25 protein-coding genes are annotated in these 24,830 nt (G+C 67.4%); 10 read left to right on the top strand and 15 right to left on the bottom strand.

Translation table 11 applies throughout. From position 1 onward, the window contains the following. Positions 1-46: 46 nt before the first annotated feature. Together ACXJKJ_RS05975 and ACXJKJ_RS05970 are read right to left on the bottom strand one after the other, a co-directional pair. Positions 47-208 carry a DUF1328 domain-containing protein gene (locus tag ACXJKJ_RS05975; RefSeq protein ID WP_082533043.1) on the bottom strand — a complete coding sequence of 54 codons (162 nt, stop codon included), beginning with the start codon at positions 206-208 and terminating at the stop codon, positions 47-49. Positions 209-241: 33 nt separating this feature from the next. Next, positions 242-2,221, bottom strand: a complete 1,980-nt coding sequence (locus ACXJKJ_RS05970; protein ID WP_457389462.1) for an AsmA family protein — start codon at positions 2,219-2,221, stop codon at positions 242-244. Positions 2,222-2,416: 195 nt separating this feature from the next. On the opposite strand from ACXJKJ_RS05970, the gene ACXJKJ_RS05965 reads away from it, so the two are divergent. The 5 genes from ACXJKJ_RS05965 (at position 2,417) to ACXJKJ_RS05945 (ending at position 8,287) form a co-directional block, all read left to right on the top strand. Then, on the top strand, positions 2,417-2,845 hold the full coding sequence (locus ACXJKJ_RS05965) for a BON domain-containing protein (RefSeq protein WP_457320212.1): 429 nt from the start codon (positions 2,417-2,419) through the stop codon (positions 2,843-2,845). A 128-nt stretch (positions 2,846-2,973) separates the two neighbouring features. Continuing rightward, positions 2,974-4,665: an ABC transporter ATP-binding protein/permease gene (locus ACXJKJ_RS05960; protein WP_457389461.1), complete on the top strand. Its 1,692-nt coding sequence runs from the start codon at positions 2,974-2,976 to the stop codon at positions 4,663-4,665. Positions 4,666-4,744: 79 nt separating this feature from the next. Continuing rightward, positions 4,745-5,782, top strand: a complete 1,038-nt coding sequence (locus ACXJKJ_RS05955; protein ID WP_056204706.1) for a branched-chain amino acid ABC transporter permease — start codon at positions 4,745-4,747, stop codon at positions 5,780-5,782. 1 nt (position 5,783) lies between these two features. Continuing rightward, a complete protein-coding gene (locus ACXJKJ_RS05950; RefSeq protein WP_457389460.1) occupies positions 5,784-7,559 on the top strand; it encodes a branched-chain amino acid ABC transporter ATP-binding protein/permease in 1,776 nt (591 codons plus the stop codon). After that, entirely contained in the window at positions 7,556-8,287 is a 732-nt protein-coding gene (locus tag ACXJKJ_RS05945; RefSeq protein WP_457389459.1) for an ABC transporter ATP-binding protein, read from the top strand. The genes ACXJKJ_RS05950 and ACXJKJ_RS05945 overlap by 4 nt, the downstream gene beginning before the upstream one ends. 45 nt (positions 8,288-8,332) lie before the next feature. Here the strand turns inward: ACXJKJ_RS05945 and ACXJKJ_RS05940 are convergent, their stop codons facing one another. The 7 genes from ACXJKJ_RS05940 to ACXJKJ_RS05910 all read right to left on the bottom strand — a co-directional run bounded on the left by ACXJKJ_RS05940 (position 8,333) and on the right by ACXJKJ_RS05910 (position 15,814). Continuing rightward, entirely contained in the window at positions 8,333-9,823 is a 1,491-nt protein-coding gene (locus ACXJKJ_RS05940) for a DNA methyltransferase (RefSeq protein WP_457389458.1), read from the bottom strand. Then, complete coding sequence (locus ACXJKJ_RS05935) at positions 9,778-10,347, bottom strand: hypothetical protein (protein WP_457389457.1); 570 nt, start codon at positions 10,345-10,347, stop codon at positions 9,778-9,780. The genes ACXJKJ_RS05940 and ACXJKJ_RS05935 overlap by 46 nt, the downstream gene beginning before the upstream one ends. 35 nt (positions 10,348-10,382) lie before the next feature. Further along, on the bottom strand, positions 10,383-13,091 hold the full coding sequence (locus ACXJKJ_RS05930) for a hypothetical protein (protein ID WP_457389456.1): 2,709 nt from the start codon (positions 13,089-13,091) through the stop codon (positions 10,383-10,385). A gap of 6 nt (positions 13,092-13,097) precedes the next feature. Beyond that, complete coding sequence (locus ACXJKJ_RS05925) at positions 13,098-13,511, bottom strand: type II toxin-antitoxin system RelE/ParE family toxin (protein ID WP_457389455.1); 414 nt, start codon at positions 13,509-13,511, stop codon at positions 13,098-13,100. Continuing rightward, positions 13,504-13,863 carry a type II toxin-antitoxin system Phd/YefM family antitoxin gene (locus tag ACXJKJ_RS05920; protein ID WP_457389454.1) on the bottom strand — a complete coding sequence of 120 codons (360 nt, stop codon included), beginning with the start codon at positions 13,861-13,863 and terminating at the stop codon, positions 13,504-13,506. The genes ACXJKJ_RS05925 and ACXJKJ_RS05920 overlap by 8 nt, the downstream gene beginning before the upstream one ends. Before the next feature lie 91 nt (positions 13,864-13,954). Then, a complete protein-coding gene (locus ACXJKJ_RS05915; RefSeq protein ID WP_457389453.1) occupies positions 13,955-14,722 on the bottom strand; it encodes a helix-turn-helix transcriptional regulator in 768 nt (255 codons plus the stop codon). Positions 14,723-15,058: 336 nt separating this feature from the next. After that, positions 15,059-15,814, bottom strand: coding sequence for a glucose 1-dehydrogenase (locus ACXJKJ_RS05910; RefSeq protein ID WP_457389452.1), 756 nt, complete (start codon positions 15,812-15,814; stop codon positions 15,059-15,061). A gap of 109 nt (positions 15,815-15,923) precedes the next feature. On the opposite strand from ACXJKJ_RS05910, the gene ACXJKJ_RS05905 reads away from it, so the two are divergent. After that, positions 15,924-16,829 carry a LysR substrate-binding domain-containing protein gene (locus ACXJKJ_RS05905; protein WP_457389451.1) on the top strand — a complete coding sequence of 302 codons (906 nt, stop codon included), beginning with the start codon at positions 15,924-15,926 and terminating at the stop codon, positions 16,827-16,829. Here the strand turns inward: ACXJKJ_RS05905 and ACXJKJ_RS05900 are convergent. After that, positions 16,805-17,431, bottom strand: coding sequence for a DUF938 domain-containing protein (locus tag ACXJKJ_RS05900; RefSeq protein ID WP_457389450.1), 627 nt, complete (start codon positions 17,429-17,431; stop codon positions 16,805-16,807). The two genes, ACXJKJ_RS05905 and ACXJKJ_RS05900, sit on opposite strands and share 25 nt — an antisense overlap. 38 nt (positions 17,432-17,469) lie before the next feature. Between ACXJKJ_RS05900 and ACXJKJ_RS05895 the strand changes: the two genes are divergently transcribed. From ACXJKJ_RS05895 to ACXJKJ_RS05885, 3 genes are all read left to right on the top strand, one after another. Then, positions 17,470-17,982: an N-acetyltransferase family protein gene (locus tag ACXJKJ_RS05895; protein WP_457389449.1), complete on the top strand. Its 513-nt coding sequence runs from the start codon at positions 17,470-17,472 to the stop codon at positions 17,980-17,982. A 101-nt stretch (positions 17,983-18,083) separates the two neighbouring features. Beyond that, positions 18,084-18,707: a glutathione S-transferase family protein gene (locus ACXJKJ_RS05890; RefSeq protein WP_457320230.1), complete on the top strand. Its 624-nt coding sequence runs from the start codon at positions 18,084-18,086 to the stop codon at positions 18,705-18,707. Between the two features lie 165 nt (positions 18,708-18,872). After that, complete coding sequence (locus tag ACXJKJ_RS05885) at positions 18,873-19,784, top strand: pyridoxamine 5'-phosphate oxidase family protein (RefSeq protein WP_457389448.1); 912 nt, start codon at positions 18,873-18,875, stop codon at positions 19,782-19,784. Here ACXJKJ_RS05885 and ACXJKJ_RS05880 read toward each other — a convergent pair. From ACXJKJ_RS05880 to ACXJKJ_RS05870, 3 genes are read right to left on the bottom strand one after another with little or no spacing between them, the layout of a single operon-like run. Further along, on the bottom strand, positions 19,781-20,680 hold the full coding sequence (locus ACXJKJ_RS05880) for a LysR family transcriptional regulator (RefSeq protein WP_457389447.1): 900 nt from the start codon (positions 20,678-20,680) through the stop codon (positions 19,781-19,783). The two genes, ACXJKJ_RS05885 and ACXJKJ_RS05880, sit on opposite strands and share 4 nt — an antisense overlap. A gap of 3 nt (positions 20,681-20,683) precedes the next feature. Beyond that, positions 20,684-21,553, bottom strand: coding sequence for a pirin family protein (locus tag ACXJKJ_RS05875; protein ID WP_457389446.1), 870 nt, complete (start codon positions 21,551-21,553; stop codon positions 20,684-20,686). 9 nt (positions 21,554-21,562) lie between these two features. Further along, on the bottom strand, positions 21,563-22,168 hold the full coding sequence (locus ACXJKJ_RS05870; protein WP_056204668.1) for an FMN-dependent NADH-azoreductase: 606 nt from the start codon (positions 22,166-22,168) through the stop codon (positions 21,563-21,565). A gap of 111 nt (positions 22,169-22,279) precedes the next feature. Here ACXJKJ_RS05870 and ACXJKJ_RS05865 point away from each other — a divergent pair, with 111 nt between their 5' ends. Next, complete coding sequence (locus tag ACXJKJ_RS05865; RefSeq protein WP_235532116.1) at positions 22,280-23,197, top strand: LysR family transcriptional regulator; 918 nt, start codon at positions 22,280-22,282, stop codon at positions 23,195-23,197. Here the strand turns inward: ACXJKJ_RS05865 and ACXJKJ_RS05860 are convergent. Together ACXJKJ_RS05860 and ACXJKJ_RS05855 are read right to left on the bottom strand one after the other, a co-directional pair. Next, a complete protein-coding gene (locus ACXJKJ_RS05860) occupies positions 23,159-24,184 on the bottom strand; it encodes an SGNH/GDSL hydrolase family protein (RefSeq protein WP_457389445.1) in 1,026 nt (341 codons plus the stop codon). The two genes, ACXJKJ_RS05865 and ACXJKJ_RS05860, sit on opposite strands and share 39 nt — an antisense overlap. 99 nt (positions 24,185-24,283) lie before the next feature. Continuing rightward, positions 24,284-24,649, bottom strand: a complete 366-nt coding sequence (locus ACXJKJ_RS05855) for a TonB family protein (RefSeq protein WP_457389444.1) — start codon at positions 24,647-24,649, stop codon at positions 24,284-24,286. Positions 24,650-24,830: the final 181 nt, after the last annotated feature.

The raw sequence follows: 24,830 nt of genomic DNA, 5'->3' as shown, positions 1-24,830 counted from the left end.
CTTCTCGAAGCTGAACGCGGGCCACGCGCAGGGACGAACCGAGTCGCTATCTGCGCATCAACCCCACCACCAGGCTGATGATGGCCAGGATGATGAAGCCGTAAAACAGCAGTTGGGCAATGCCTGCGGCGCTGGCGGCAATGCCGCCAAAGCCGAACAGGGCCGCCACGAGGGCGACAACAAAGAAGATGATCGCGTAACGCAGCATGAGGTTTCTCCTTGGACTGTTGGCATCGCTAATCTAGGGCTGGCGCTGGTGCTGGGGTGCCGGCCCCCGCCGCGCTGCCGGGTAGGAAGCCGCCGACGCGGTTACAGCCGGCTTGGCGCTCGCATCCGCACGTGGCGCCGCAGCCGGTCCATCGCAGCTCACGGGCGGCAGGTCCTCCCCGGGATCGACGAAGGCCAACAGGGCGGCCGGCGGCGCCAGCGCCCCCAGGGCGATGGCGGCAATGGCCTTGCCGCCCAGGGCCTTGCCCTCCAGGGCGATGCGCGGGTCGCCCAAAGTGCCCTGCACGCGCACCGGTGAACGCAGCGTCAGCAACGAGAAGTCCTTGGGCCTGGCGACCAGCCGCAGGTCCAGTGTCTCGTCGGCCAGGCTGATGCGGCCGTCGATGTCGATGCGGCTGTCGCGGTTGTCCACCACGGCCGAGCGTGGCCTCAGCACACCCGCCTTGAAATTGCCGTCCAGGCGGGCGCAATTCAGCGCCAGGTTCTTGTCGCCGCGCAGCAGGATGCCCAGGCCTTGAGCCAGGTCCAGCCCGGTGGCTTCGGTCAGCAGATGGGAAATGCTGCCCTTGTCGAGCTGCAGGCGAATAGGCCCGTTCAGGCTGGCCAGCAATGCGGCCGTGCTGCCCCCGTGGCCCTGCACGTCGATGTCGGCGCGCATGCGGCCGGTCACGGGGTGTTCACTCAGGCTCTTGGCCTGGAACTTGAACCACTGCTCGATGGCCATGCCGCGTACGTCGGCATGCACCTGCCACAGCGGCGGGCTGGGGCGCGTGTCCAGCCGCAGCCGGCCGGCCAGCTCGCCGCCGGCCACGCCGGCATTGAAGTTCTCCAGCGTCAGCACGCCGCCTTCCAGCACCACGCTGGTATTCACCGGTGCCAGCGGCGCAAGCTTGGCGCTGCCGAGGTCGAGCTGGGTCAGCGCGACGGCGACGCGCGCGTCCATCGTGCTCAGCGACGGCAGATCCAGCGGCCGGTCGGGCAGCACGCGACCCGGGCGGCTGGGTGGCGCATCCGCGCCGACGGCTGGGCCTAAGTCGGCCAGGCGCAGCGGGCCGCCACGCAGCATGCCGCTGAGCATGGGGCGCCGTGTTGACTTCTCGCGGGTGTCGAAGCTGAAATCGCCGGCCAGTTGGCTCTTGCCGATGCGGGCACGGGCACCGCCCAGCTGCCAGACGCCCGAGGCATGCTGCAGCCGCCCGCTGAGCTCCAGCGGCGGCGTGCTGGGCAGGGTGATGCCGAAAGGGCGGCCGACGTCGGCCAGCGAGTTGCCGCGCACTTGCAGCTGGCCGTCCAGCGCGCGGGCGTCGAGCAGCGATGCGGCCGTGCCGGCGAAAGCGATGCGGCCGTCACGCTGGGTCAGTTCGGCACGCAGCTGCACCGGCGGCAGGCCGGTGTCGGCGGGCGCGAGCAGGGCCAGCCCGGCGCCGGCTTCGGCCTTCAGCGCGAGTTGCTGGCCGCGCAGCTTGCCCTTCAAATCGGCCGTCCACTGGCCGTCGGCCTGGGTCGCGAAGCGGGCGTCGCCGACCAGCAGCAGCGGCGCATCGTCCAGCTGGGCGCTGCCGTGGCGGACGACGAGGTGGTCGATCTGCGGCAGCTCGGCCGGCTCATCGCGGGCGCCCGAGGGTTGCACCGGCCAAGCCGTGCGGCCGGCGGCGTCACGCTGCCAGTTCAGGGACAAGGACTCGGCCTGTACCAGGCGCAGCCGCAGCGGTGCGCCGCGGCGCCAGGCCCAGATGTCACCCCATTGCCAGTTCAGCAGTACGTCCTTGGCGTCGGCCAGGGGCTCGCCGCGAGTGCCGTTGACGCGCAGCCGGGGGGCCTCGAGCCGAGGTTTCCACAATAGGTGCAGCCGAGCACCGGCGTCCATGTCCAGGCCGCGCTCGGCCTGGGCGGCCAGCCGGGGCGCGAGGCCAGGCCAGCCGGCCAGATCCATGCCCACGACGGCAATGACGACCAGCACGACGGCGCCGGCAATGGTGACGGCGACTTTCATGAAGGCCATGCTCGCGGCCGGTTGCCGGGACCGGCGTGGGACGGGGGGCCCCATGCCTGTAGGACGCTGGCTGACACACGCGCCTGTCGGTTCGGTCCGACAGGCGATCGGCGCCTGGGCCGAAATCGGGCGCGGCCCGAGGCGTCCAAAGTATGAAAACCGGCCTGATGGCCTCGCACCGGAAAGGACGCCCCAATGAAACAGCACACCACTGCCCGCCTGCCCCTGCTGGCCACTCTCGCCATGGCCGCCGCGCTTGGCGCCTGCAGCCGCCAGCCCGACGATGAACTGAGCGCCGGCCAGCGCGCGGACAACGCCGTGGCCGATGCCAAGCGCGAAGGCAGCGAAGTTCTGGCCGACGCCCGCATGTCGGCGCGCGAGGCCGCGGATGCGACAGCCCGCGTTTCTTCAGACATGAACATCACGGCCAAGGTCAATGCCGCGCTGGCCGTGGATGACCAGCTGAAGGCCACGCAGATCAATGTCGACACCCGTGACGGGCAGGTGACGCTGTCCGGTCAGGCGCCCGACCCGAGGTCGCGCGAGCGCGCTACGACGCTGGCCGCGGCCATCGACGGGGTGAAGCAGGTCAACAACCAGCTGGTGGTCACCCGCAACGGCTGACCCTGCAACTCGCCAAAGCAAAGGCGCCCCGCGAGGGCGCCTTTGCTTTGGCCGCGTCGGCATGCCGTCCGACAGTCCACCGCCGGCCGTAACGATAGCCTTGTCTAGACAACTGCAATCGCTTACTCATGGCCGCCCCTGTTTCTGCATTGAAACGCTTCATGACCGTGGCCAAACCCTATTGGGTGGGCGACCGGCGCGTCTGGGCCTGGGCCTTTCTGGTCGGGCTCATCGTGCTGATGCTGGCCGAGACGCAGTTCGCCGTGTTGCTGAACAACCAGACCGGCGAGCTGACCTCGGCACTGGCGGCGCGCGACGAGCCGCGCTTCTGGGCCGCGGTGCGCGCCATGCTGTGGATCATGGCCTTCGCGGTGCCTATCTTTGCCATCTACTACTACGCCCGCGACGCCTATGCCAACGACTGGCGGCGCTGGCTGACCCACCGCTTCCTGGACGGCTATCTGCGCGAGCGCCGTTACTTTCACATCGCCGGCGACGAGATCGACAACCCGGACCAGCGCATCGCCGACGACATCAACACCTTCACCAGCCGGTCGCTGCACTTCCTGCTCATCCTGCTGGGCTCGCTGATGCAACTGGTGGCCTTCAGTGCCGTGCTGTGGTCGCTGTCGCATTCGTTGGTGGGCTTTCTCGTCGTCTACGCAGTGGCCGGCACCCTGCTGTCTCTCGGCCTGTTCGGGCGGCCGCTGATCCGGCTCAACTACTGGCAGCTCAAGCGCGAGGCGGACTTCCGCTTCCGGCTGATGCGCGTGCGCGAGAACGCCGAGTCCATCGCCTTCTATGGCGGCGAAGACCAGGAGCGCCACCAGCTGCAGCAGCGCCTGCGCGCCACGCTGCTGAACACACGCAAGCTGATCCGCGCGCAGTTCGGGCTCAACCTTTTCCAGCGGGCCTTCAGCCAGCTGAGCCTGCTGGTGCCCAGCGTCGTGCTGGCCGCTGACGTGCTTGGCGGCCGGTTGGAGGTGGGCCAGGCAGTGCAGGCCGGTGGCGCCTTTGCGGCGGTGCTGGGGGCGGTGTCCCTCATCATCGACAACTTCGAAAGCCTCTCGCGCTTCGTGGCCGGCATCGACCGCCTGCATGTGATGACCGAAGTGCTGGATGCGGCACTGCCCGAGGCCGGCATCGACCGCCAGGAAGGCCGCGAGCTGAACATCAAGAACCTCACCGTGCACGCGCCGGGCAGTGACCGGGTGCTGGTCGAAAAGCTCTCCCTGCACGTGCCGGAAGGCGGCTCACTGTTGATCACCGGTGCCAGTGGCTGTGGCAAGAGCTCGCTGCTGCGCGCCATCGCTGGCCTGTGGACCCAGGGCAGCGGCCAGGTACTGCACCCGCCGCGCGAGGATGTCTTTTTCCTGCCGCAGCGGCCCTATCTGCAGGTGGGCACGTTGCGCAGCCAGCTCATCTACCCCAGCACGCAAAGCAAGCTCGACGACGAGGCGCTGCTGAAGGTGTTGGACGAGGTGCAGCTGCGCCACCTCGCCGAAGGCGACAGCGGCCTGGACCGCAGCGAGGACTGGGAAAAGCTGCTCAGCGGCGGCGAGCAGCAGCGCCTGGCATTCGCGCGCCTGCTGGTGCATGCGCCGCGCCTGGCCATCCTGGATGAGGCCACCAGCGCGCTGGACGACGCCAACCAGAAGCGGCTGTACCAGCGGCTGGCCGAACGCGGCACCACCCTGATCAGCATCGCCCACCGCGCCGCCGTGGCGGGCTTTCACCGCCATGTGCTGAAGCTGACCGGTGGGGGGCGCTGGACGCTGGCGAAGACGCCGCGCCGGCCGGCGGACAAGCCGGACAAGTGAGGGTTCGCGCGCAAGGGTCGGGTAGGAAATCGTCGCTACGATCCGCGCACTTCCTGCTGCTAGCCTGCGCGCCTTCCCGATGGACCTGACGATTGCCGCGATCCTGGGCCTGGATGGCCTGACCAACGGCGCGATCTACGCGCTGGTCGCCCTTGCCCTGGTGCTGGTGTTCTCGGTCACCCGCGTCATCTTCATTCCCCAGGGCGAGTTCGTCGCCTTCGGCGCGCTGACGCTGGCCGCCCTGCAGATGGGCAAGGTGCCGGGCACGGTCTGGCTGCTGCTGATGATGGCCATTGCGGTCGCTGTGCTGGACGTGATTCAGGGTTTGCGTGAACGCTGGCCGATGGCGCGCTTCAAGTCGCGCCTCATCATGCCGCTGGGCCTGCCCGTCGCCATTGCTGTGGCGACGCCGTCGATCGTCCAGCGCCAGCCCGCGCTGTGGATGCAAGTGCTGCTGACGCTGGCCATCGTCACCGCCATGGGCCCGCTGCTCTACCGCCTGGCCTACCGCGCGCTGTCCGGCGCCAGTGTGCTGACGCTGCTCATCGTGTCCGTCGGCGTGCACTTCGCGCTGACCGGCGTCGGCCTGGTCTTCTTCGGTGCCGAGGGCTATCGCACACCGGCCTTCTGGGAAGCGCGTTACGACGTCGGGCCGCTGAGCTTCACGGGCCAGACGCTGATCATCTTCGGCGCCTCCATCGCGCTGCTCGTGGCGATGTTCTTCTTCTTCGAGCGCACGCTGATGGGCAAGGCCTTGCGCGCCACCTCGATCAACCGCACCGGCGCTCGGCTGATGGGCATCTCGGGCGATGCGGCCGGCTCGCTGAGCTTCACGATGGCGGCCTTCATCGGCGCGCTGTCGGGCCTGCTGATCTCGCCGTCGACGACCATCTATTACGACACCGGCTTCCTGATCGGCCTGAAGGGCTTCGTCGCCGCGGTGTTCGGTGGCTTGGCCAGCTTCCCGATGGCGCTGGCCGGCGCGATCGGCGTCGGCCTTATCGAGAGCTTCGGCTCCTTCTGGGCCAGCGCCTTCAAGGAGGTCATCGTGTTCACGGTGATCCTGCCCATCCTCCTCTGGCGGTCCTTCGTGGATCCGCACCACGAGGAGCATTGACATGAACCGCACGCATCTGTCGGTCGCGGCGGCCGTCCTGCTCCTCGTGCTGCCCTTTGTGCCTGTGCCGGACTTTTGGATCACGCAGCTCAACTACATCGGCCTCTTTTCGTTGGTCGTGCTGGGCCTGGTGCTGCTGACCGGCGTGGGCGGCCTCACGTCATTCGGCCAGGCCGCGTTTGCCGGCGTCGGCGCCTACGCGACGGGTTATCTGACGACGGTGCTCGGGCTGTCGCCCTGGCTGGGCCTCGCCGCAGGTTTGGCGATCACGCTGGTGTTGGCCCTGGTCATCGGCGCGCTGACACTGCGCATGTCGGGCCACTACCTGCCGCTGGCCACCATCTGCTGGTGCCTGGCGCTGTACTACCTCGTCGGCAACCTGGAGGCGCTGGGCAAGTACGACGGCCTGCTCGGCCTGCCGGCCATCACGCTCGGTGATTTCAGCTTCCAGAGCGAGCGCCGCATCTATCTGCTGATCTGGCTCGCGGCCCTGCTCGCGGCCCTGGGCGTCACGCGGCTGCTGGACTCCCGGCCGGGCCGCATCATGCGGGCGCTGAACACCAACCGCGGTGGCGGCTCGACCATGCCCGAGGCCATGGGCGCATCGACCTTCCGCTACAAGCTCATCATGTTCGTCATCGCGGCCTTGCTGGCCTCGGTGTCGGGCTGGCTGTATGCCCACATGCAGCGCAGCGTGAACCCCTCGCCCTTCGGCATCAAGTTCGGCATCGAATACCTCTTCATGGCCGTGCTCGGCGGTATCGGTACGGTGGGTGGCGCCTTCACCGGCGCGGCCTTGGTCAAGCTCGCCGAGGACCAACTCAAGGTCGTGCTGCCCATGGTCTTTGGCGGCTCGGGCAATTACGAGATCATCGTCTTCGGCGTCGTGCTGGTGCTGGTGCTGCGCTTTGCGCCGGATGGGCTGTGGCCGCTGATTGCACGCTGGCTGCCGGCGGGCCGTGCGAAGGCGGTGGACGAATCGGTGCCGGCCCTGAGCGCGCGCAGCCACCCGCAGCCCGGCGCGGCGCTGCTGGACGTGCGCAAGATCCGCAAGCAGTTCGGTGGCCTGGTCGCCGTCAACGACATCAGTTTTGTCATCCGCGCCGGCGACATCGTCGGCCTCATCGGCCCCAATGGCGCGGGCAAGAGCACGACCTTCAACCTTGTCTCCGGCGTATTGCCGCTCACCAGCGGCGAGGTCGAGCTGCTCGGTCAACGCATGGACGGCCGCGAGAGCCGCGACATCGCCCGCGCCGGCTTGAGCCGCACCTTCCAGCATGTGAAGCTGGTGCCCGACATGACGGTGCTGGAGAACGTCGCTCTGGGCACCTATCTGCGCACCAAGAGTGGCACCCTGCGCGCGATGCTGGGCCTGAATGCGGCCGAAGAGGCTCAGGCCCGCGCCGAGGCCATGCGCCAGCTGCGCCGCATCGGCTTGGGCGACCAAGCCCATGAGCTGGCCGGCAACTTGGCGCTGGGGCCGCAGCGCCTCGTCGAGATCGCCCGCGCGCTGGCCAGCGACCCGTCGCTGCTGCTGCTGGACGAACCCGCCGCCGGCCTGCGCCACAAGGAGAAGGAAGCGCTCGCCGAAGTGCTGCGGCAGCTGAAGGGCGAGGGCCTGTCGCTGCTGCTCGTGGAGCACGACATGGACTTCGTCATGAGGCTGACCGACCGCATCGTCGTCATGGAGTTCGGTCGCTGGCTGACGGAGGGCACGCCCGCCGAAGTGCAGGCCAGCCCGGCGGTGCGTGCGGCCTACCTGGGAGCGGACGAATGAGCGCCTTGCTGGAGGTCGTCGACCTGCACGCCGGCTATGGGCGTGCCGAGGTGTTGCATGGCCTGAGCTTCACCGCGGCGGAGAAGAGCGTCGTCACCGTCATCGGCCCCAACGGCGCCGGCAAGTCCACGCTGCTGGGCGCGCTGATGGGCCTGATCCCGTCGCGCAGCAGCAGGCTGCGCTTTGCGGGCGAAGACATCGCCAAGCTGACGCTGGAAGAGCGCGTGCTCGCCGGTCTGGCCCTGGTGCCCGAGAAGCGCGAGCTGTTCGGCACCATGACCGTCGAGGACAACCTGCTGCTCGGCGGCTGGCGGCCCAAGAAGCTCGGCGACAAGCGCTGGCGCGACGGCATGGACAGCGTCTACGCGCGCTTCCCGCGCCTGAAGGAGCGCCGCGCGCAAGCGGCTGGCACCTTGTCCGGCGGCGAACGCCAGATGCTGGCCCTGGGCCGCGCGCTGATGGGCCAGCCCAAGCTGCTGATGCTGGACGAACCCAGCCTGGGCCTGGCGCCGCTGATCGTGCGCGAGATCTTCACCATCGTGGACGACCTGCGCGCCAGTGGCGTCAGCATCCTGCTCGTCGAACAGAACGCCCGCGCCGCGCTGCGCGTGGCTGATCATGGGCATGTGCTGGAGACAGGGGAGTTCGGGTTGAGCGGGGCGGCGGATCAGCTGGCGGCGGATCCGAGGGTGATTGAGACGTATCTCGGGGCCGGCCGGAAGGACTGAAGGTGCCTGACAAGCTGAGATCCAGGCGTGCTGGAACTTGCTTGCTCACGGGCTCAGTGTCATCAGCAACTCCTCGCCCAGCATGTCGATGATCTTCACGGCCACCGTCGCGCCAGCGGGCGGCGCTGGCAGCTCGTATCGCCCGTTCACGAGGTCCTGCTTTCGCTCTGGCACGTCCGCTAGCGCCACGTTGAAGACCTGGCCGTCGTGCTGCGTATCGATCAAGATGCAATCGACCACCGCGCGCCAGTCGGTGATCTGGGCGCGGAAAATGCCTTGCTCCAGATTCAGCCGCTGCATGATGCTGGGCGACACCACGTCTTGAACCTCCACCACCAATTGGGCGGTGGCCCCTTCGCCAGTGCGCTTGGCGCTGACCTGGGCGGTCAGCGGCTCATGCTTGATGATGCCGCCGAGCTTGCGGTCCGTGCGCAGTTCCACCACGTGCAGTTTGTTGACGGGGCGGTTTCGGTTGTAGGCATCTACGGCGGCTCGGGCGGCGTGCTCCCAGCCCAGGCAAACCACCATCACGTCGCGTTCTTCGGTGGGCCGGGTCTTCAATTCATTGCGAACGGCCTCCAGGTCCAGCGGCGTCAGTGGATGGTTGAACGGCACGATCTTGACCAGGCGACCGCCTTGGGTGCCTTCAAAGAACGAGTCGGTTCTCGTTCGGGTGACGCCCAGGTGCTGACAGGCTAATTCAACGGCTTCGTTGTGCTGGATCTGCAGGTCGTAGTCGTTGACGCGGTAGGTGGCGAAACTGAGTTGACTCGGCTTCTGTGAGGATTCAGTCGTTCCGATCAGGTCGCCCTGCTGGGGCGTGGTGTCGACTACGGCCTGGGTTTGCATCGACTCCAAGATGCGCTTGGCTGTCGTTTGAATCGCACCCTTGTTGATGTCGCAGCCGATCCAGCGTCGGCCCAACTGCTGAGAAACCACAGCCGTTGTGCCCGAACCGACGAAGCAGTCCAGCACCAGATCGCCTGGGTTCGACGAGACCTTGATGATCCGCTCCAGCACCGAATCTGGCTTCTGCGTGGGGTACCCAGAGCGATCCAGGGCCTGCGAATTCACCGGCGAGATGTCTTCCCAGATGTTCTGTAGTGGCAGCCCTTGCATTTCATCGAGATACCGCTTGTAGCGCGGCATGCCGCCGGGCTTGGGTTGGACGATTCGACCCTGCTTGATCAAGTCTTCGGCGTTCTTCTGACTAAAACGCCAGTGCCGCTTCAAGCCCATCAACTCGTAGTAGGGGTTGCCCTTTTCGGCGCCTCCCGGGCCAGTGATGTCAAACAGTTGGTACTTGCGACCGTCAGCGTCCATCAGGTTGTACTTCTTCAGGTACTCGTCCCCATACGGGGTGTACTGGATGTTGAAGGTGTACTGGTCGCTCTTGCTCACGACCAAGATCACGTCATTGATACTGCCGAACGACTTGTTGCCTTGGGTCGTGTTGCTGTGCGCACTGGTGCGCTTCCAGATGACTTCACTCACGAAGTTGTCCGCGCCGAATACCTCGTCAACCAGGCAACGCAAATGGTGGTGCTTGCGCCAGTCGCAGTGCAGTAAAGCGTCGCGTCGTCGCTCATCAGTTCCCGAAGCAACAGCAGGCGTTCGTACATGAACTGCAGGTAGTTGTCGTTGGCCCAGATGTCGCTGTATTGCACCTGCTCGCCGAGCGTGTAGTCCTCGCCGTCGATCTTGACGTTGCCCTTGGCGCCGCGAAGCTGCACTGAGCGCACATAGTCCGCGCCGCTATCAAACGGCGGGTCGATGTAGATCAGCTTGACCTTGCCGCGAAAGCCGTTGGCCAGCAGGTGCGCCAGTACATCCTTGTTGTCGCCGTGATAGAGCAGACCGCCGTGCGGCAAGTCCTTGGGCCAATCGCCCCAGTCCACGGCGGCAGAGGGTTTACCCCCCCCTGCCACGAAACTTTCGACGGCCTGGGCGGGATATGCCCGCACGCGGGCGAGAGGCTTCTTGCCCACCCAGGTGAGCATGGGGCGGCCCTTGGCCTTGGTGACGGTCACGTCCTTAGGCTTCTTGATGTTGTCGGTCATGGTCTGTCTGTGTTCTTGGCGTTGTCGCTGCCTGGTCAGGCGCCGCGAATGAAGTCGCGGACTTGGGCGTAGCCCTCGGGTTTCACGTCGCTGCCTTCGGAAAACATCACGTGGTAGGCCAGCTTTTCGGGGTTCAAGCCCTCCCAAGATTTCAGCGCCACGGCCTTCCTGCCTTCCAGGGTTTGCGCGGCCTCGCCACGGCCCAGGCGCTCCAGGTCGCCCTTGATGTCGGGGCTGTAGCTGTCGCGCTTGACCTCCACCACCAGGTGTTTGCCATCCGCGCGTCGCAAGACGAAGTCAGGCGTGTATCGATGCCACCGGCCGTCGTCGCCCAGGTACTCGGCGTAGAGGTCGGTCTTGGCCGGGTCGGTGATGCCGCCGGTGAACCAAACCCCTTCAATCTGATGAGCCTCGGTCTGCAACTGGGCCAGAGCCCACCGCAGAAAGTCGGCTTCGGGGCCGGAGTCGAAGTTGTAGCCCTCGTAGTGGAAGCTGCTGGCCAGTGCATGCGCGGCGTCGGGCGTGTCCCGCGCTGTCAGGTAGAGCGGCTCGCGTTCCTTGGCAAAGCTGATACGGGCCGTGTAGACCGGCTGGCCCGCGCGCTCTGACAGTTCGAAGCCCTCGGCTTTCACCAGCGCGATGGCCACGTCGATTTCTTCAAAGTGCTCTTCGTAGTCAGAGCGTTGCGTTTCGATCTGTTCGCCCAGCTTGTCGAGGTGGTAGTTGGGGATGTCGGCGCCAACCCCGTAGGCCCTGCGCAGTGCGGCCAAAACGTCGCTGGTGGTCAAGTGGTAGTTGGCGGCCAATTCGGCTGCGGCGGCGTAGGCGTCCAACTCTGGCGGCGGCGCCGGGAGTACGTCATCTCCGCCATCCACCTTTTGCAGCGCGGTCCTGCCTGAGGCTGTTTGCACGGGCGTCAACGTCTCCACCGTCACACCTGCTGGAGCGACCACGTCCGGTACCGTCAAGTGAAGCGGTGTCGTCGTCCCGGTCTCGGCCTTGCGGCGGTAGCGCAGTACGCGCTTCCTGATTAGCAGGGGCGGCAAGTGGGGTCGGTGCAGGACGATTTCGCGCTCCACCCGCTCGGCCTGCTGGGCGTCCAGGTCCTTGAGTGAGGTGCCATAGGTCTCGGCCAGCTGAGACTCCAGCGTCTTGCGGTTGCTGTCAGTCAGGTAGACCCGAGCCGGATGCTTGTTGCCCGGCACCTGGCGCAGGCAGCGAGTGGCAGCTTGAAGCACGAAGTTGTTGCTGTGGGCCAGCTTGCGCACCAGCGCCGTGGCGAACAGGCTGGGGCAGTTCCAGCCTTCGGTGCCCATGTTCACCAGCAACAGCACCCGTTCGGGCGCTTCGGGGTTGCGAGCCACGGCCTCGAACTGGCGCCGCGTGGCTTCGCTGCTTTTGCCATCGACGGCCAAGATGGTGTCGGTGCCTATGCCCCGTTGGGCAAGTGCCGATTCGACGGAGCCGCGAAGTTCGTCGCGGGTTTCGATATTGGGGAAGTACAGGGCCAGGCGCGCTGGCGCACCGTTGGGCAAGCTTACGGCCCAGTAGTCGCGCACGAAGTCTTCGATGACGTTGGACACCAACGTGTCGGCCTCGCCGTCGCCCAGGTCAAACACCTTGATGTTCCTGGCCAGCTCCTTCAGCACGCCGTCTCGGATACCTTCGCCCAGGCCGTACCAGACCACCACGTCCCGCAGGGGCTGGCGTTCGAAGTACGGCGTGCCGGTGGCATTGATGACGACGATGAGGTTGGTTTCCTCGGCCAGATAGTCAATGGTGCGCCTGACCTTCTTGATGCCGTCGTCCTTGAAAACGAGTTCGCCGGTCTTCTTGTCCTTCTCCCACTTGCCCAGCAGCTTCTGGCCGTAGGTGTGGTGAGCCTCGTCCGAGAAGACGGCCAAGTGCGGCAGCGACGCCACGGCTTGTAGCCGCAGGTTGGCCAGTTCGGTCTGTTCCTCCACCTTCGTGCCCGCAAACAGCGGCGCTTGCTGGCCGTTGCCGCGCACGTTGGGCTTCTGGATGCGGATCTTCTCGGTGTTGGTGACGATGACATTGAAGTTGCTGCCCCACACGATCGGGATCTGCTTGTCACCGTCGCGCGTGAAGGTCAGCTTCAAGCTGGCGGCGAATGACTTGTGCATGCGCGGCGGCAGCAGCTTGTCATAGGGCACGTCAGACAACTCGCGCAGTGCGCTGAGGATGGTCTTGCCCGGGGCAAAGATCAGCGCGTTCTGCACGAAGGGGCCGTCGGGGTACTCCATGGACATGGCGAACTCGGTGGCCACGATGGAGCCCATCAAAATCGTCTTGCCCGCCCCCATGGCCAGGGCCAGGATGTAGCTGGCGTAGTCAAGAGTCAGGGATTCGCGCAGGCTTTCAAGGTGGTTGTCTCGGACGAACTGGTTGTCTTCCTGGACGCGCTTGATCAAAGCCGCGTAGTTGTATTTGGCCTCCTTGAAGAGGCGCTCCTTGACCCCCATGGCATCCAAGCGGTCTGGCAGATCTTCGAACAATCGTTCATAGAGTTCCGGGACTTTGGGGGTTCCGAGCACCAACCGCAGATACCAGTAGGTTTCCAAGGCTCTGAACTGGGCTCGCCGCAAATAGCGAAGCTGGCCAGCCTCGCCGTCTTCTGTGGCGAACTCCATGATTTCGCGAATCGCAGGGAAGTCGTCGCTGGGGTAGTTCGCTGCTCGCCACGTGTCCACGCGCAGTGAGAGGGCTTGATATAGGTAGGACATGCAGGCTCAGCGCTGATGTGGCGTGGTTGCACCCGGCCACAGCCGAGCAAAGTCAAACGAAAGTTGGCGGTGATGCCGAATGGACAGCAGGTACACGGCGGCCTTGGCTTGCGGCGATGCATCCGCCACCGTGTAGAGCATCAGGTGGTCGCCGTGCAGGTACTCACGCAGTGCATCCGGTGCGCCTGCTGGCAGTGCAGCCAGCTGCGCCAGCGCCTCGGCCGACTGCGGTGGGTTGGCCAGGTAGCGCCGGCCAATGCGCGGGAAGCGCCGCAGGTTGGGGATGACGGTGGTGCGCAACTCGGCCAGCAAGTCATCAAAAGCAAAGCCGGCGTCTGCTTCCACCAGGAAAGCCTCGACGGCGTCCAGGCGCTCCAGGAAGCTCGCGGTCAGCTCGACTCGGTACAGGGGCTCAGCCACGCTTCTTGGTGGCGTGCTTGGCGGTGAGCTTGGCCTTGATCGCTGTGCTGGATGCTTTGGCGGCGGCCAAGCGGCTGCGCTGACGTTTGGCAATCGCCCCGTCGGCCTCAAAGGTGCGGCCGGCCGCGATGTCGGCCAAGCCGCGCTGGGCGTCGTCGATGAGCAGCAGGTGGATGCGCTCGCGCTCCAGCCGGTGGTAGTAGTCCAGCCGGTCGGCGTCGATCAGTGCGACGTAGCTCTCGCCGTTCTTGGTGATGATCTTTTCGGCGCCGGCCTTGGCCTGATCGGCCAGCTCGGAGAGGTTGGCGCGTGCCTGGGTGAAGGGCACTACATCACTGGCTGCAAAGCCCATGGCCGGCTCCTTGAGAGGTAGATGACAGAATCCTGTGCAGTCTACTTCACGCGTTCCAGCATGGCGGTGCCGGACGCAATGCGCCGGCTGGTCAGGGCCTGACCAACATCGTCGGCGCGATGCCGAACATGCGCCGGCACGTCCGGCTGAGATGAGCCGAATCCGCAAAGCCCCAATCCTGCGCCGCTTCAGTCCACGACACCCCGCCCATCGCCGCGCCGACGGCGGCTTCGACGCGGGCCCAGAGCAGATAGGCCCGCAGCGACATGCCGGTCTGCGCGACGAAGAGATGGCGGAAGCGGCTGGGTGAGAGATGTGCCGCGGCAGCGGCTTGTGCCAGTGTCACCGGCTCGCTCAGGCGGCCCCTCATGAACTCGATGGCGCGGCTGATGCGCGGGTCCACGCTCAGCGTGGGCGGCGCCTGACCGCACAAGGTGTCGACGATGCGGTGACTGATATCGACGAGGGCTTCGCCCAGCGCGTCGGCGGTGAATGCGTCGAGCAATTCCGCAAGCAGGGTCTGGATAGCCTCGACGGGCAGGTCGACGATGGCTGCTGCACCGTACTGCTGCAGCAGGGCACGACCTTGCGCGGTCTCGGGCTCCACAAAGATCTGCGCCACCGTTTCGCCGCCACCATCGAACTGATGGCGCTGGTGCGGGCTGACCATGGCGACGGCGCGCGCCTGCCATGGCTGCTCGTCGCTGCACAAGCGCAGCCGCCCGGTGAGGGCCATGGAAATCTGGATGGCGTGATGGGCATGCGCCTGGGCGCGACCCGTGGCGCGGCCGATCCACAGGCTGCCACCGCTCCACAGCAGCACGCGGCCGATGCCGACGATGGGCTTGGCCGACGGCATCAACGCCTCTCGCTGCGCCAGCGCAGATCAGCCGTTTTGTTCAAGCCGGCAGGGCCCGCAATGAACAGAATTCTTTTCACGGACAAACCGGTCCGCATCTTTGTCACCTCACGGAGCTATCCATGCAAAACACCACCACCCCCGCCTGCAATTGCGCCAACTGCCCCGGCGCCTCCTGCACCTGCGGTTGCCAGTCGCTTGCGACCCAACTGGCCGCCGCGGCAGCCACTGCCGGCTGCGCCTGCGGACCGAACTGCGCGTGCCAACCCGTCTGCCGTTGCGCCTGAGACACACCGTGCGGCACAGGCTAACACCCGCGCCGCACGGTCGCGGCGCCTACTGCGCCGTGAACCCCCCATCCACCGCCAGCGACTGCCCCGTCAGATAGCGCGCCTTGTCGCTTGCCAGGAAGACGATGGTCTGCGCGATCTCGTCCACCGTGCCGGCGCGCTTGGCCGGGATGGCGGCGAGCAGGCCGGCCTTGGCGTCTTCGCTGCGGCCGAGGAAGCGTTCCATCATGTCGGTCTGGACAGGTCCCGGCGCGACAGCGTTGACGCGCACGCCGGCGGCGGCGCCTTCGAGCGCGGCGCTCTTGGTCAGGCCTTCGACCGCATGCTTGCTGGCCACATAGACCGACGCGCCCGCAAAGCCGATCAGCCCGGCCACCGACGACAGGTTGACGATGGCGCCGCTGCCCTGGGCCAGCATGGCGCGCATCTCGTGCTTCAGCGAGAACAGCACGCCGCGCACATTGGTGTCGAAGATGGCGTCGTAGTTCTCGGCGCTCTGCTCGGCGATCGGGCCGTTGCTGCCCTCGGTGCCGGCGTTGTTGACGGCCACGTCCAGGCGGCCGAAGCGCTCGACCGTCTGCTCGACGAGCGAGCGCACCTCGGCCTCGTGGCGCACGTCGGCGCGGATGAAGGTGGCGTCTGCGGCGCCTTGCGTTTTCAGTTCGGCGGCCAGAGCCTGGCCTTCGGGTTCGCGGCGACCGCTGACGACGACGACTGAGCCTTCCTTGGCAAAGGCGAGGGCGGTGGCGCGGCCAATGCCGGTCAGGGCGCCGGTGATGAGGACGATGCGAGACGAGGTCATGGAAATGACTCCAGTGGTTGAGTGAACTCACTGTGATTGCTGCCTCCTCAATGCAGAAGCCGGCCGGTTTGCCTAAGATTTATTCCAATCAAGACTGAAACGAGCAGCCATGGACCGATTGCAGTCAATGCAGACCCTGGTGCGGGTCGTCGAGCTGGGCAGCTTCTCGGCGGCGGCGCGCGAACTGGGCAGCACGCAGAGCGCCGTCAGCAAACAGGTGGCGGCGCTGGAGAAGGCACTGGGCGCGCAGCTGCTGGCCCGCAGCACACGGGCGCTGAAGCTCACCGAGGCGGGTGAGCGCTATGTGGAGCAGGCGCGGCGGCTGGTGGCCGAGATCGCCGAGGCCGAGAGCGAGCTGCGCGACGGCGAGCACCGGTTGCAGGGTTGGCTGCGCGTCGCGACGTCGGTCAGCTTCGGCCGGCTCAAGCTGCTGCCGCTGGTGCGCAGCTTCCTGGTTGCACACCCTGGCGTGAGGATCGACCTGCGCGTCAGCGACGGCTTTGTCGACCTCATCGAGCAGGGCATCGACGTGTCGGTGCGCATCGGCGAGCAGCCGGACTCCAGCCTTGTCGCGCGCCGCATCGGCACGACGCGGCGCTTGGTCGTCGCGCGGCGCGGCTACTTCGAGGGGCGGGGTGAGCCGCCGCGCGAGCCGGCGGATCTGTTGGCTCACAACTGCCTGGTCTACAGCGAACTGCGCTCGCGTGACGCCTGGACGCTGGCGGCCGGCCCGGGCGCCAGCGCCGCGCCGGGCAGCCTTGTCACGGTGCAGGTGGGCGGCAATCTGCAAACCAACAATGGCGAGGTCATTCGCGAGGCGGTGCTGAGCGGCATGGGCCTGGCCTTCGGGCCGACCTGGCTGTTCGAGGCCGAGCTGGCCAGCGGCGAGGTGGAGCCTGCATTGCCGCATTGGCCAGGCCGCGATATTCCCATTCAGCTCGTCAGCCCGCCGCAGCGGCGCAACTCAGCCAAGGTCAGGGCTTTTGGCGATCACCTGGCGGCCGGGCTGGCCTGAGAGATGCGCTGCCAGGCGAGCAGCAGGTTGTTGGCCGGCATGTCCAGCCGTTCGCGCAGTTGCAGACCCGCGGCCGCGGCTTGCTCCGCGACATCGTTCAACCGGCGGATGCCCCATGCTGGATTGCGCTCGCGCAGGTCGGCATCGAAGGCGAGATTGCTCGGCGCCGTGGCCTCGCCGTCGACGAGGTAGGGGCCGTAGGTGATCAGCAACCCGTCGGGCGCGAGATGCCGCGCGGCGCCTTGCATCAGCCCGGCCGTGCAGGCCCAGGGCGCGATGTGGATCATGTTGGCGCAGTAGATCGCGTCGACCCGCGCCGGCACGCCCGCCCAGTCGGCGTCGAGCACGTTCAGCGTGATGGGCGGGCGCACGCGGGCCAGGCCTTCGCACCAGGCGGCAATCGATGGCAGCGAGGCCGCGTCGAAATCGCTGGGCTGCCAATGCCAGCCGGGCAGGCCTTCGCTGCAGAAGGCCGCGTGCTGGCCCGTGCCGCTGGCAATCTCCAGCATGACGCCTTGTGCGGGCAGCAGGCGCTGCAGGGCAGCGAGGATGGGCGGGCCGTTGCGTTCGGCGGCGGGGCTGTGGCGGCGAGGGTTGTCCATGGCGGCATCTTGCCTTGCCGCCGCTAACCTCGCCCCTCATGGCCTATCTGCACCGCGATGCCATCGCCGACGACCTGCCGCGCATCGTCGACATCTACAACTTCGCCGTCGCGACGCGCACCTGCAGTTGCGACCTCGAACCGACGACCGTGGCCAAACGCCGCCCGTCTTTCGACCAGCACACGCCCGACCACCGGCCGCTGTGGGTGGCCGAGGACAGCGACAAACCCGGCCAGGGCGCCATCGGCTATCTCGGCTTCTTCCACTTCATGAACGAGAGGCCGGGCTACTTCATCACGGCCGACCTGGCCATCTACCTGCACCCCACCTACCAAGCCAGGGGCCTGGGCAGCTATCTGTTGGCACAGGCCATTGCCAGTTCGCCCGCGCTGGGCATCGAGACGCTGACGGCGACGATCTTTGCGTCCAACGTTGGCAGCCTGCGCCTGTTCGAGAAGCATGGCTTCGAGCGCTGGGGCTTCATGCCGCGGGTGGCGCGGCTGGAGGGCGTGGAGAAGGACCTGGTGCTGGTGGGGCGACGGCTGAGCTGACGGCGACTCCCATCGGCCGCGGAAAGAATGACTTGCGGCGCGCGCCGTTTCGCCAGAGCGCGGCGCTGGGCACAGTGGTCCGGTCTTCAACGGAGCCTTCCATGACCCTCAAGCTGTACCGCCACGCGCTGTCTGGCCACGCCCACCGCGCCGAGCTCGCACTGTCCCTGCTGGGCCTGCCGCATGAACTCGTCGACATTGACTTCGCCACCCGCGCACACAAGACGCCCGAGTTCCTCGCCCGCCATCCCTTCGGCCAGTTGCCGCTGCTGGATGACGACGGCCATTGCGTCTGGGACAGCACGGCCATCCTGGTCTACCTGGCCAGCAAGTACGACCCGGCGGGCCGCTGGCTGCCGGCCGACGCCGCCGGTCGCGCGGCGGTGCAGGCCTGGCTGTCGGTGGCCTCGGGCCTGATCGCCTTCGGCCCCGCGGCGGCCCGCCTCGTCACCGTGTTCGGCGCACGCTTCGATGCTGACGAGGTGATCAACCGGGCTCACACCTTGTTCAAGGTCATGGAAGGCGAGCTGGCTCGTCGCTCCTTCCTGGTCGGCGACCACGCCACGCTGGCCGACATCGCCGGCTACAGCTATATCGTCAACGCGCCCGAGGGCAATGTGGACCTGGCGCCCTATCCGGCGCTGCGTGCCTGGCTCGCGCGCATCGAGGCGTTGCCGGGCTTTGTGCCTTTCAAGACCACGCCGGCCGGCCTGCGGGCCGCCTGAAATGAAGCCCCTCGCCCGGTCCCATCCCGCTGAACGCGGCTGTGCCCGGCCGGTCCCCCGAGGGGACGGCGATGCTCCCGGCATCGAGCCGCGAGCACATCGCCAGGGCGGGCCGGCTAGGGAGCGGCCCGGCGCTCGGCCCGCAAATACGAAAGGCCACTGAAAATGGATCAACCCTTCCACGCCGGCGAGGTCGCCGTGCAGTCTCGCGTCGGCGTCGCCGAGCGCATGGCCGAGGTCGGTCGCCGCGTCGTGCGCGACCACATGCCCGAGCAGCACCAGCGCTTCTACGAGCAGCTGCCGCTGATGCTGGCCGGCAGTGTGGACCCGACCGGTCGGCCCTGGGCCACGGTGTTGGTGGGGCCGCCGGGTTTCGTGCAGGCGCCGGATGCCTGGCATCTGACCTTCGCGGCCACGCCCATCCCGGGTGATCCGGCCGCGGCCGGCATGACACCGGGCGCGCGGCTCGGCTTGCTGGGCATCGAGTTGCACACTCGCCGGCGCAACCGCGTCAACGGCAAGCTGCTGACGGTCGAGCCCTCAAGGTTGCGGCTGCAGGTGGAGCAGACGGTAGGCAACTGCCCGCAGTACATCCAGGGCCGCGAAGTCGAGTGGTTGCGCGATGCGGCGGACACGCGGCCGCGCGTCATCGAGCGCGTTTCGCAACTGGACGGCGACGCGGCGTGGCTGATCGCCGCCGCCGACACCTTGTTCGTCGCCACGCATGCGGGCGCGGCAGGGGCGGATGTGTCGCACCGCGGCGGTCCCGCCGGCTTCGTCACGCAAGAGGACGCGCGAACGCTGCTGGTGCCGGACTACTCCGGCAACCGCATGTTCATGACGCTTGGCAACCTGCAGCTGGACGGCCGCGCGGGTCTGCTTTTCATCGACTTCGAGCGCGGCGATCTGTTGACATTGACCGGCCGCGCGGAAATCGTCTGGGACGGGCCGGAACTGGCCGTGCTCGACAACAAGGCCGAGCGCGCCTGGCGCTTCCACCTGGATGAGGGCTGGTGGCTGCGTGATGCGCTGCCGCTGCGCTGGCGGTTCCGCGACTGGGCACCGCAGAACGTCTAGCGCAGGGCGGGATTCGCGCGCAGGCTGTCCACCGCCAGGTCGACAAAGGCACGTACTTTCTGTGTCATGTGCCGGCCCTCGTGATGCACGATGTGGACGGGGATGGCCGGCGGCTCGAAGCCCTCCAGCAACGGGACCAGCTCGCCGCGGGCCAGCGCGTCGGCCGCCTGGTAGCTGAGCAGGCGCACGATGCCCAGGCCGGCCAGCGCGAAGGAGCGGGCGGCATCATTGGTTGTCGTGCGCAAGCGGGGGCGGATGCGCTGCACCAGCGGTCGACCCGCTTCGGCAAAGCGCCATTCAGGGTAGGGCGCGACCTGGGTGGGCTGGATCAGCGTGTACCGGGGCAGGTCCTCGGGGCGCTGCGGCCGGCCATGCGCGGCGAGATAGCCGGGCGACGCCAGCAGCATGCGCCGCACCTGGCCAACGCCGATGGCGCGCAGCGAGGAGTCGGGCAGCTCGCCGATGCGCACGGCCACGTCCAGGCCCTCGTCGACGAGGTTGACGACGCGGTCGACGAAGACGCATTGCGCGTCGACGTCCGGGTAGCGCTGCAGATAGTCGGTGACGATGGGCGTGACGTGCAGGTTGCCGAACAGCACCGGCGCCGTGACGCTGAGCAGGCCCTTGAGCTGGCTGCGGCTGCCGCTGGTGACGGCTTCGGAGTCGCTCACGTCGGCCAGGATGCGCCGGCAGTCCTCGGCGTAGCGGGCGCCGGCCTCGGTCACGCGCACGCTGCGGGTGGTGCGTGAGAGCAGGCGCAGGCCGAGACGCGCTTCCAGCTCGGCCACAGCGCGCGTGACGACTGGGGCCGACAGGTCCAGCTTGCGCGCCGCGCTCGCGAAGCCGCCACTGTCGACGACAGCGACGAAGACTTCCATGGCCTGCAGGCGATCCACGGATCAGGCCAGCCGCCCGGCCTGGAAGTCGCGCACGGCCTGCACCAACTCAGCCTCGGTGTTCATGACGAAGGGGCCGTACTGGGCGATGGGCTCGCCCAGCGGCTTGCCGGCAATCAGCAGCGCGCGGGTGGCGGCTTCGCCTGCTTGCAGGCGTACGCCGTCGCTGCCGGGCGTGTTGGCGAGGATGGCCATGCGGCCGGAGGGCACCTGGCAGCCACTCTCGAACTTCAGCCCGCCTTCGTAGACATAGACGAAGGCATTGAACTCGGGTGGCAACAGCTGCTCGAAACGGGCGCCGGGCGCGAAGTGCAGGTCGAGATACAGCGGCTCGGTGCTGTCGCGCTGCACGGCACCCTCGACACCATGGCTCGCGCCGGCAATGACGCGCGCCTTGACGCCGTCGCGCTCGAACTCGGGCACCTCGTGGCCGGCCACATCGCGGTACCAGGGCGCGCGCAGCTTGTCCTTGGCGGGCAGGTTGAGCCAGAGCTGGAAGCCGGCCATGCGGCCCGCGTTCTGCTCCGGCGTCTCGCTGTGGATGACGCCGCGGCCGGCGGTCATCCATTGCACGCCGCCGTCGCTGATCAGACCTTCGTTGCCGGCCGAATCGCGGTGGCGCATGCGGCCATTGAGCATGTAGGTGATGGTCTCGAAGCCGCGGTGCGGGTGGTCAGGGAAGCCGGCGATGTAGTCGTCGGGGTTGTCCGTGCCGAAGGCGTCGAGCATCAGGAAGGGGTCCAGCCGGCGCTGCAGGTTCTGCGTCAGCACGCGGTTGAGCTTGACGCCGGCACCGTCGCTGGTCGGCTGACCAGCGACGAGGCGCTCGACCTCGCGCGGTTGGTTCAACAGGGAAGTGGCGACGGTGTTCATGGCGTTCTTTCAGGCGATCAGAAATTCGGAGATCTGGGCGCGGGCGTTGGCGAGGCCTTGCTCCGCGGCGAAGGCCATGCCCTCAGCGTAGACGAACTCGACATCGGTCATGCCCAGGAAGGCCAGCACGGCGCGCAGATAGGGCGTCATCTGGTCGCTGGGCTGGTCGCGATGGATGCCGCCGCGGCTGGTGACGATGTAGACCTTCTTGCCGGTCACCAGGCCGACAGGGCCCTTCTCACCGTACTTGAAGGTGACGCCGGCGCGGGCGACGGCGTCGATCCAGTTCTTGAGCTGGGCGGTGATGTTGAAGTTGTACATCGGCACGCCGATGACGACGGTGTCGGCGGCCTGCAGTTCGGCGATCAGCGCGTCGTCCAGCGCGACGCGGGCGGCCTGCTCGGGCGTGCGCTGGTCGGCAGGCGTGAACAGGGCGCCCAGCGCGGCTTCGTCGAGCACAGGTTGGGGTGTCAGCGTCAGATCGCGCACGGTGGTCGTGGCGCCAGGGTTGGCGGCGCGCAGGCCGGCGGTCAGTTCGCTGGCCAGGCGGGTGGAAACCGAACCTTGGTCATCGGTGGCACGACGGGCGCTGGCGTTGATTTGCAGGATGTTCATTCGGGTGCTCCAGGTTGGCGGTTGCGATGGAATGAACTCTAGAACTGTCCAATCAACTTCAGAAGTTGGTGATTTGCATATGATTGTTCCGCCAATGGATCAATGGGGCCAATGATGGAATCAGACGCCGACGACCTGCTGCTGTTTGCCCGCGTCATGGAGGCTGGCAGCTTCAGCCGCGCCGCCGAGCGGGTGCACTGGCCCAAGAGCACGGTGTCGCGGCGCATCGGCGCGCTGGAGACCCGGCTGGGCGAGAAGCTGCTGCAGCGCACGACGCGCAAGTTGACACTGACCGACTTCGGCGCCGGCGTGCTGGAGCACGCGCGAGCAGTCGCTTCAGAGGTGGATGGCGCGCTGGCGCTGGCCCTGCACCGCCAGCAAAAACCCAGCGGCCGGTTGCGCGTCAGCATGCCGGCGGACTTCGCCCAGGAGGTGGCGGCCGGCATGCTGGCCGAATTCGCGCTGGCCTACCCGGAGGTGCAGCTGGAGCTGGACCTGACGCCGCGGCGCGTGGACCTGATCGGCGAGGGCTTCGACCTTGCCATCCGCATGGGATCGATGGACGAGGACAGCCAGCTCGCTGCGCGCAAGCTGGCGACGACGCATTGGGGCCTGTACGCGTCACCGGGCTACCTGGAGCGGGTCGGCGAGCCGTTGTTGCCGCAGGCCTTGGACACCATGCACGGGCTGATGCTGCTGACCCGCCACGGCGAGCCCGTGCCCTGGCGGCTGCAGCGCGAGGGGGCCGAGCCCCACCTCGCCCGGCCGGCGCAGCGCACGTTGGCCAATGCGCCCAGCCTGCTGGCTCAGTTGGCGCAAAGCGGCGTCGGCATCGCCGGTATTGACCGCCTCATCGTCAGGGATGCGCTGGCGCTGGGCCGGCTGCAGCGCCTGCTGCCGGACTGGCACCTGCCGGGCTCGAGCTGCTGGGCGGTGTTCCCGGAGCGCCGGCTGATGCCGTTGCGCACCCGGGTGTTTCTGGAGGCGATGTCAGCCCTGCTGGACAACTGCCCGGCGCCGGGCCCTTGAGCCCGCCAGCGCCACGACGACGAGGCCAACGGCCAGCAGCGCCGCCATGTCGGGCTCGGGGACGGCCACCGCGAACACGGCTGCAGCGAGCTGCTGGTGCGCCAGGGTCGTGGGGTGGATGCCGTCCCAGAACAGCGCGGTGCTGAGATCGCAGCTGCTGGTGGTTGCTGCGCAGGCATTGGTCCAGTTGCTGAAGCCCAGCTGCGCGGCATTGTCCACGGCGCTCGTCATGAAGCCGTACATGTCGAAGACCTGTGCGCCGCTGCCAGCCAGCGCGCCGGTGAGGGCGGTGTCCATGGCGAAGCTCAGCGCCGAGGCCTGGCCGCTGGCGCCCATCGCGTTGGCCAGCGGCGTGAGGCCGAAGTTCGGCGTGTTCAGCACCAGCACATGCTGGGCGCCGGCGAGCTTGAGGCTGCCAACGATGCCGGCCATGTCGGCGGCGTAGCTGGCCACTGTCGCGGCAGCCGTGGCGTCAGCGTCGGCACCCATGGCGATCGCTTCCAATGCGACACGGATGTTGTTGCCGCCGCCGGCCACCACGTAAAGAGCGTTCGGATCGGCGAGGTTGCCGGTGGCGCCCAGATACATGCCAAGCTGGGTTTGCATGCTGTACGGGAAGCCCGGCAACTGCGGAATCTCGCCACCGTTCAGACTGGTCTGTGCACCACCGAAGGCGAAGTTATTGCCGCCGGCCAGTGAGGGCGATAGCGCCACGCCGAGCGATTGCGCGAAGTACTGCGTCCAGACCCAGCCATTGGAATACGTGCCCGCCGTCGACGGGATCTTGCTGTAGTAGCCGTCGCCCGGAATGTTGACGGGCGGCAGCCCACCGGGGCCCTGAGACAGCAGCAAAGCGTTGTTGCCGCTGTCGGACAGGCTGTCGCCGAAAACGACGAGTCCGGAATACGGGCCGGTGGCCGAGGCTGCGAAGGCGGCAGCACAAAGACCAATGCCCGCGAGCATGCGGGCGAGCAGACGGATGGACATGGAAACTCCCTGATTTGTGGCCGCAGGACTTCTAACGGCTCGACAACAGCATCTCCGCCCGTTGGCTCAGCGTCAACCCGGGGACGCCCGAGACTGAAATCAGTCGGTGTCGCTCTTGAAGGCGACTTCGACAGCGGCCTCGCGGGCCTTGCGGATGGGAGCGAAGCGCCATTGCTTGACGGCCTCGACGGCCGCCGTGCCCAACCGCGAATGGCTGGCCTTGATGACCGAGGCCTGCTGGACCGCGCCGTCGGGCCCGACCGTGAACTGCACCTGGGCAAAACCGTTGCGGAAGGTGCTCTGCTGCTGCATCTGGCGCGGGATGGCCGGTTCGACCTTGGCCAGCAGTTTCAGCGGCTCCTCGGCCTCTTCCTCGGCCGGCTTGGGCGGCGGCTCCGCGGCCCGTGCCGCGGCGGCCATCGGGGCAGCGGGGGCGGGCGTCGGCGCCGCAGAGGCGAGCAGCACGGGCGTGCGCTCAACTTCAGGTTCAGGCTCGGGCGCCGCCTGCGGCGCGGTAGCAACGGTGGTCGGGGGCGCAACAGCTGTGGCAGCGGTCGGTGCGGGTGCTGTGCTGGGGGGCGCGCCGGGCGTTGGGGCAGGCGCGGGCCGGGGCGCGGCCGCCACGGGAGCCGGAGCCGGCTTGCGC

The organism is Roseateles sp. P5_E1 (assembly GCF_054049335.1).
The sequence above is the reverse complement of the archived record's forward strand: the minus strand, read 5'-3'. Positions and strand labels throughout refer to the sequence as shown.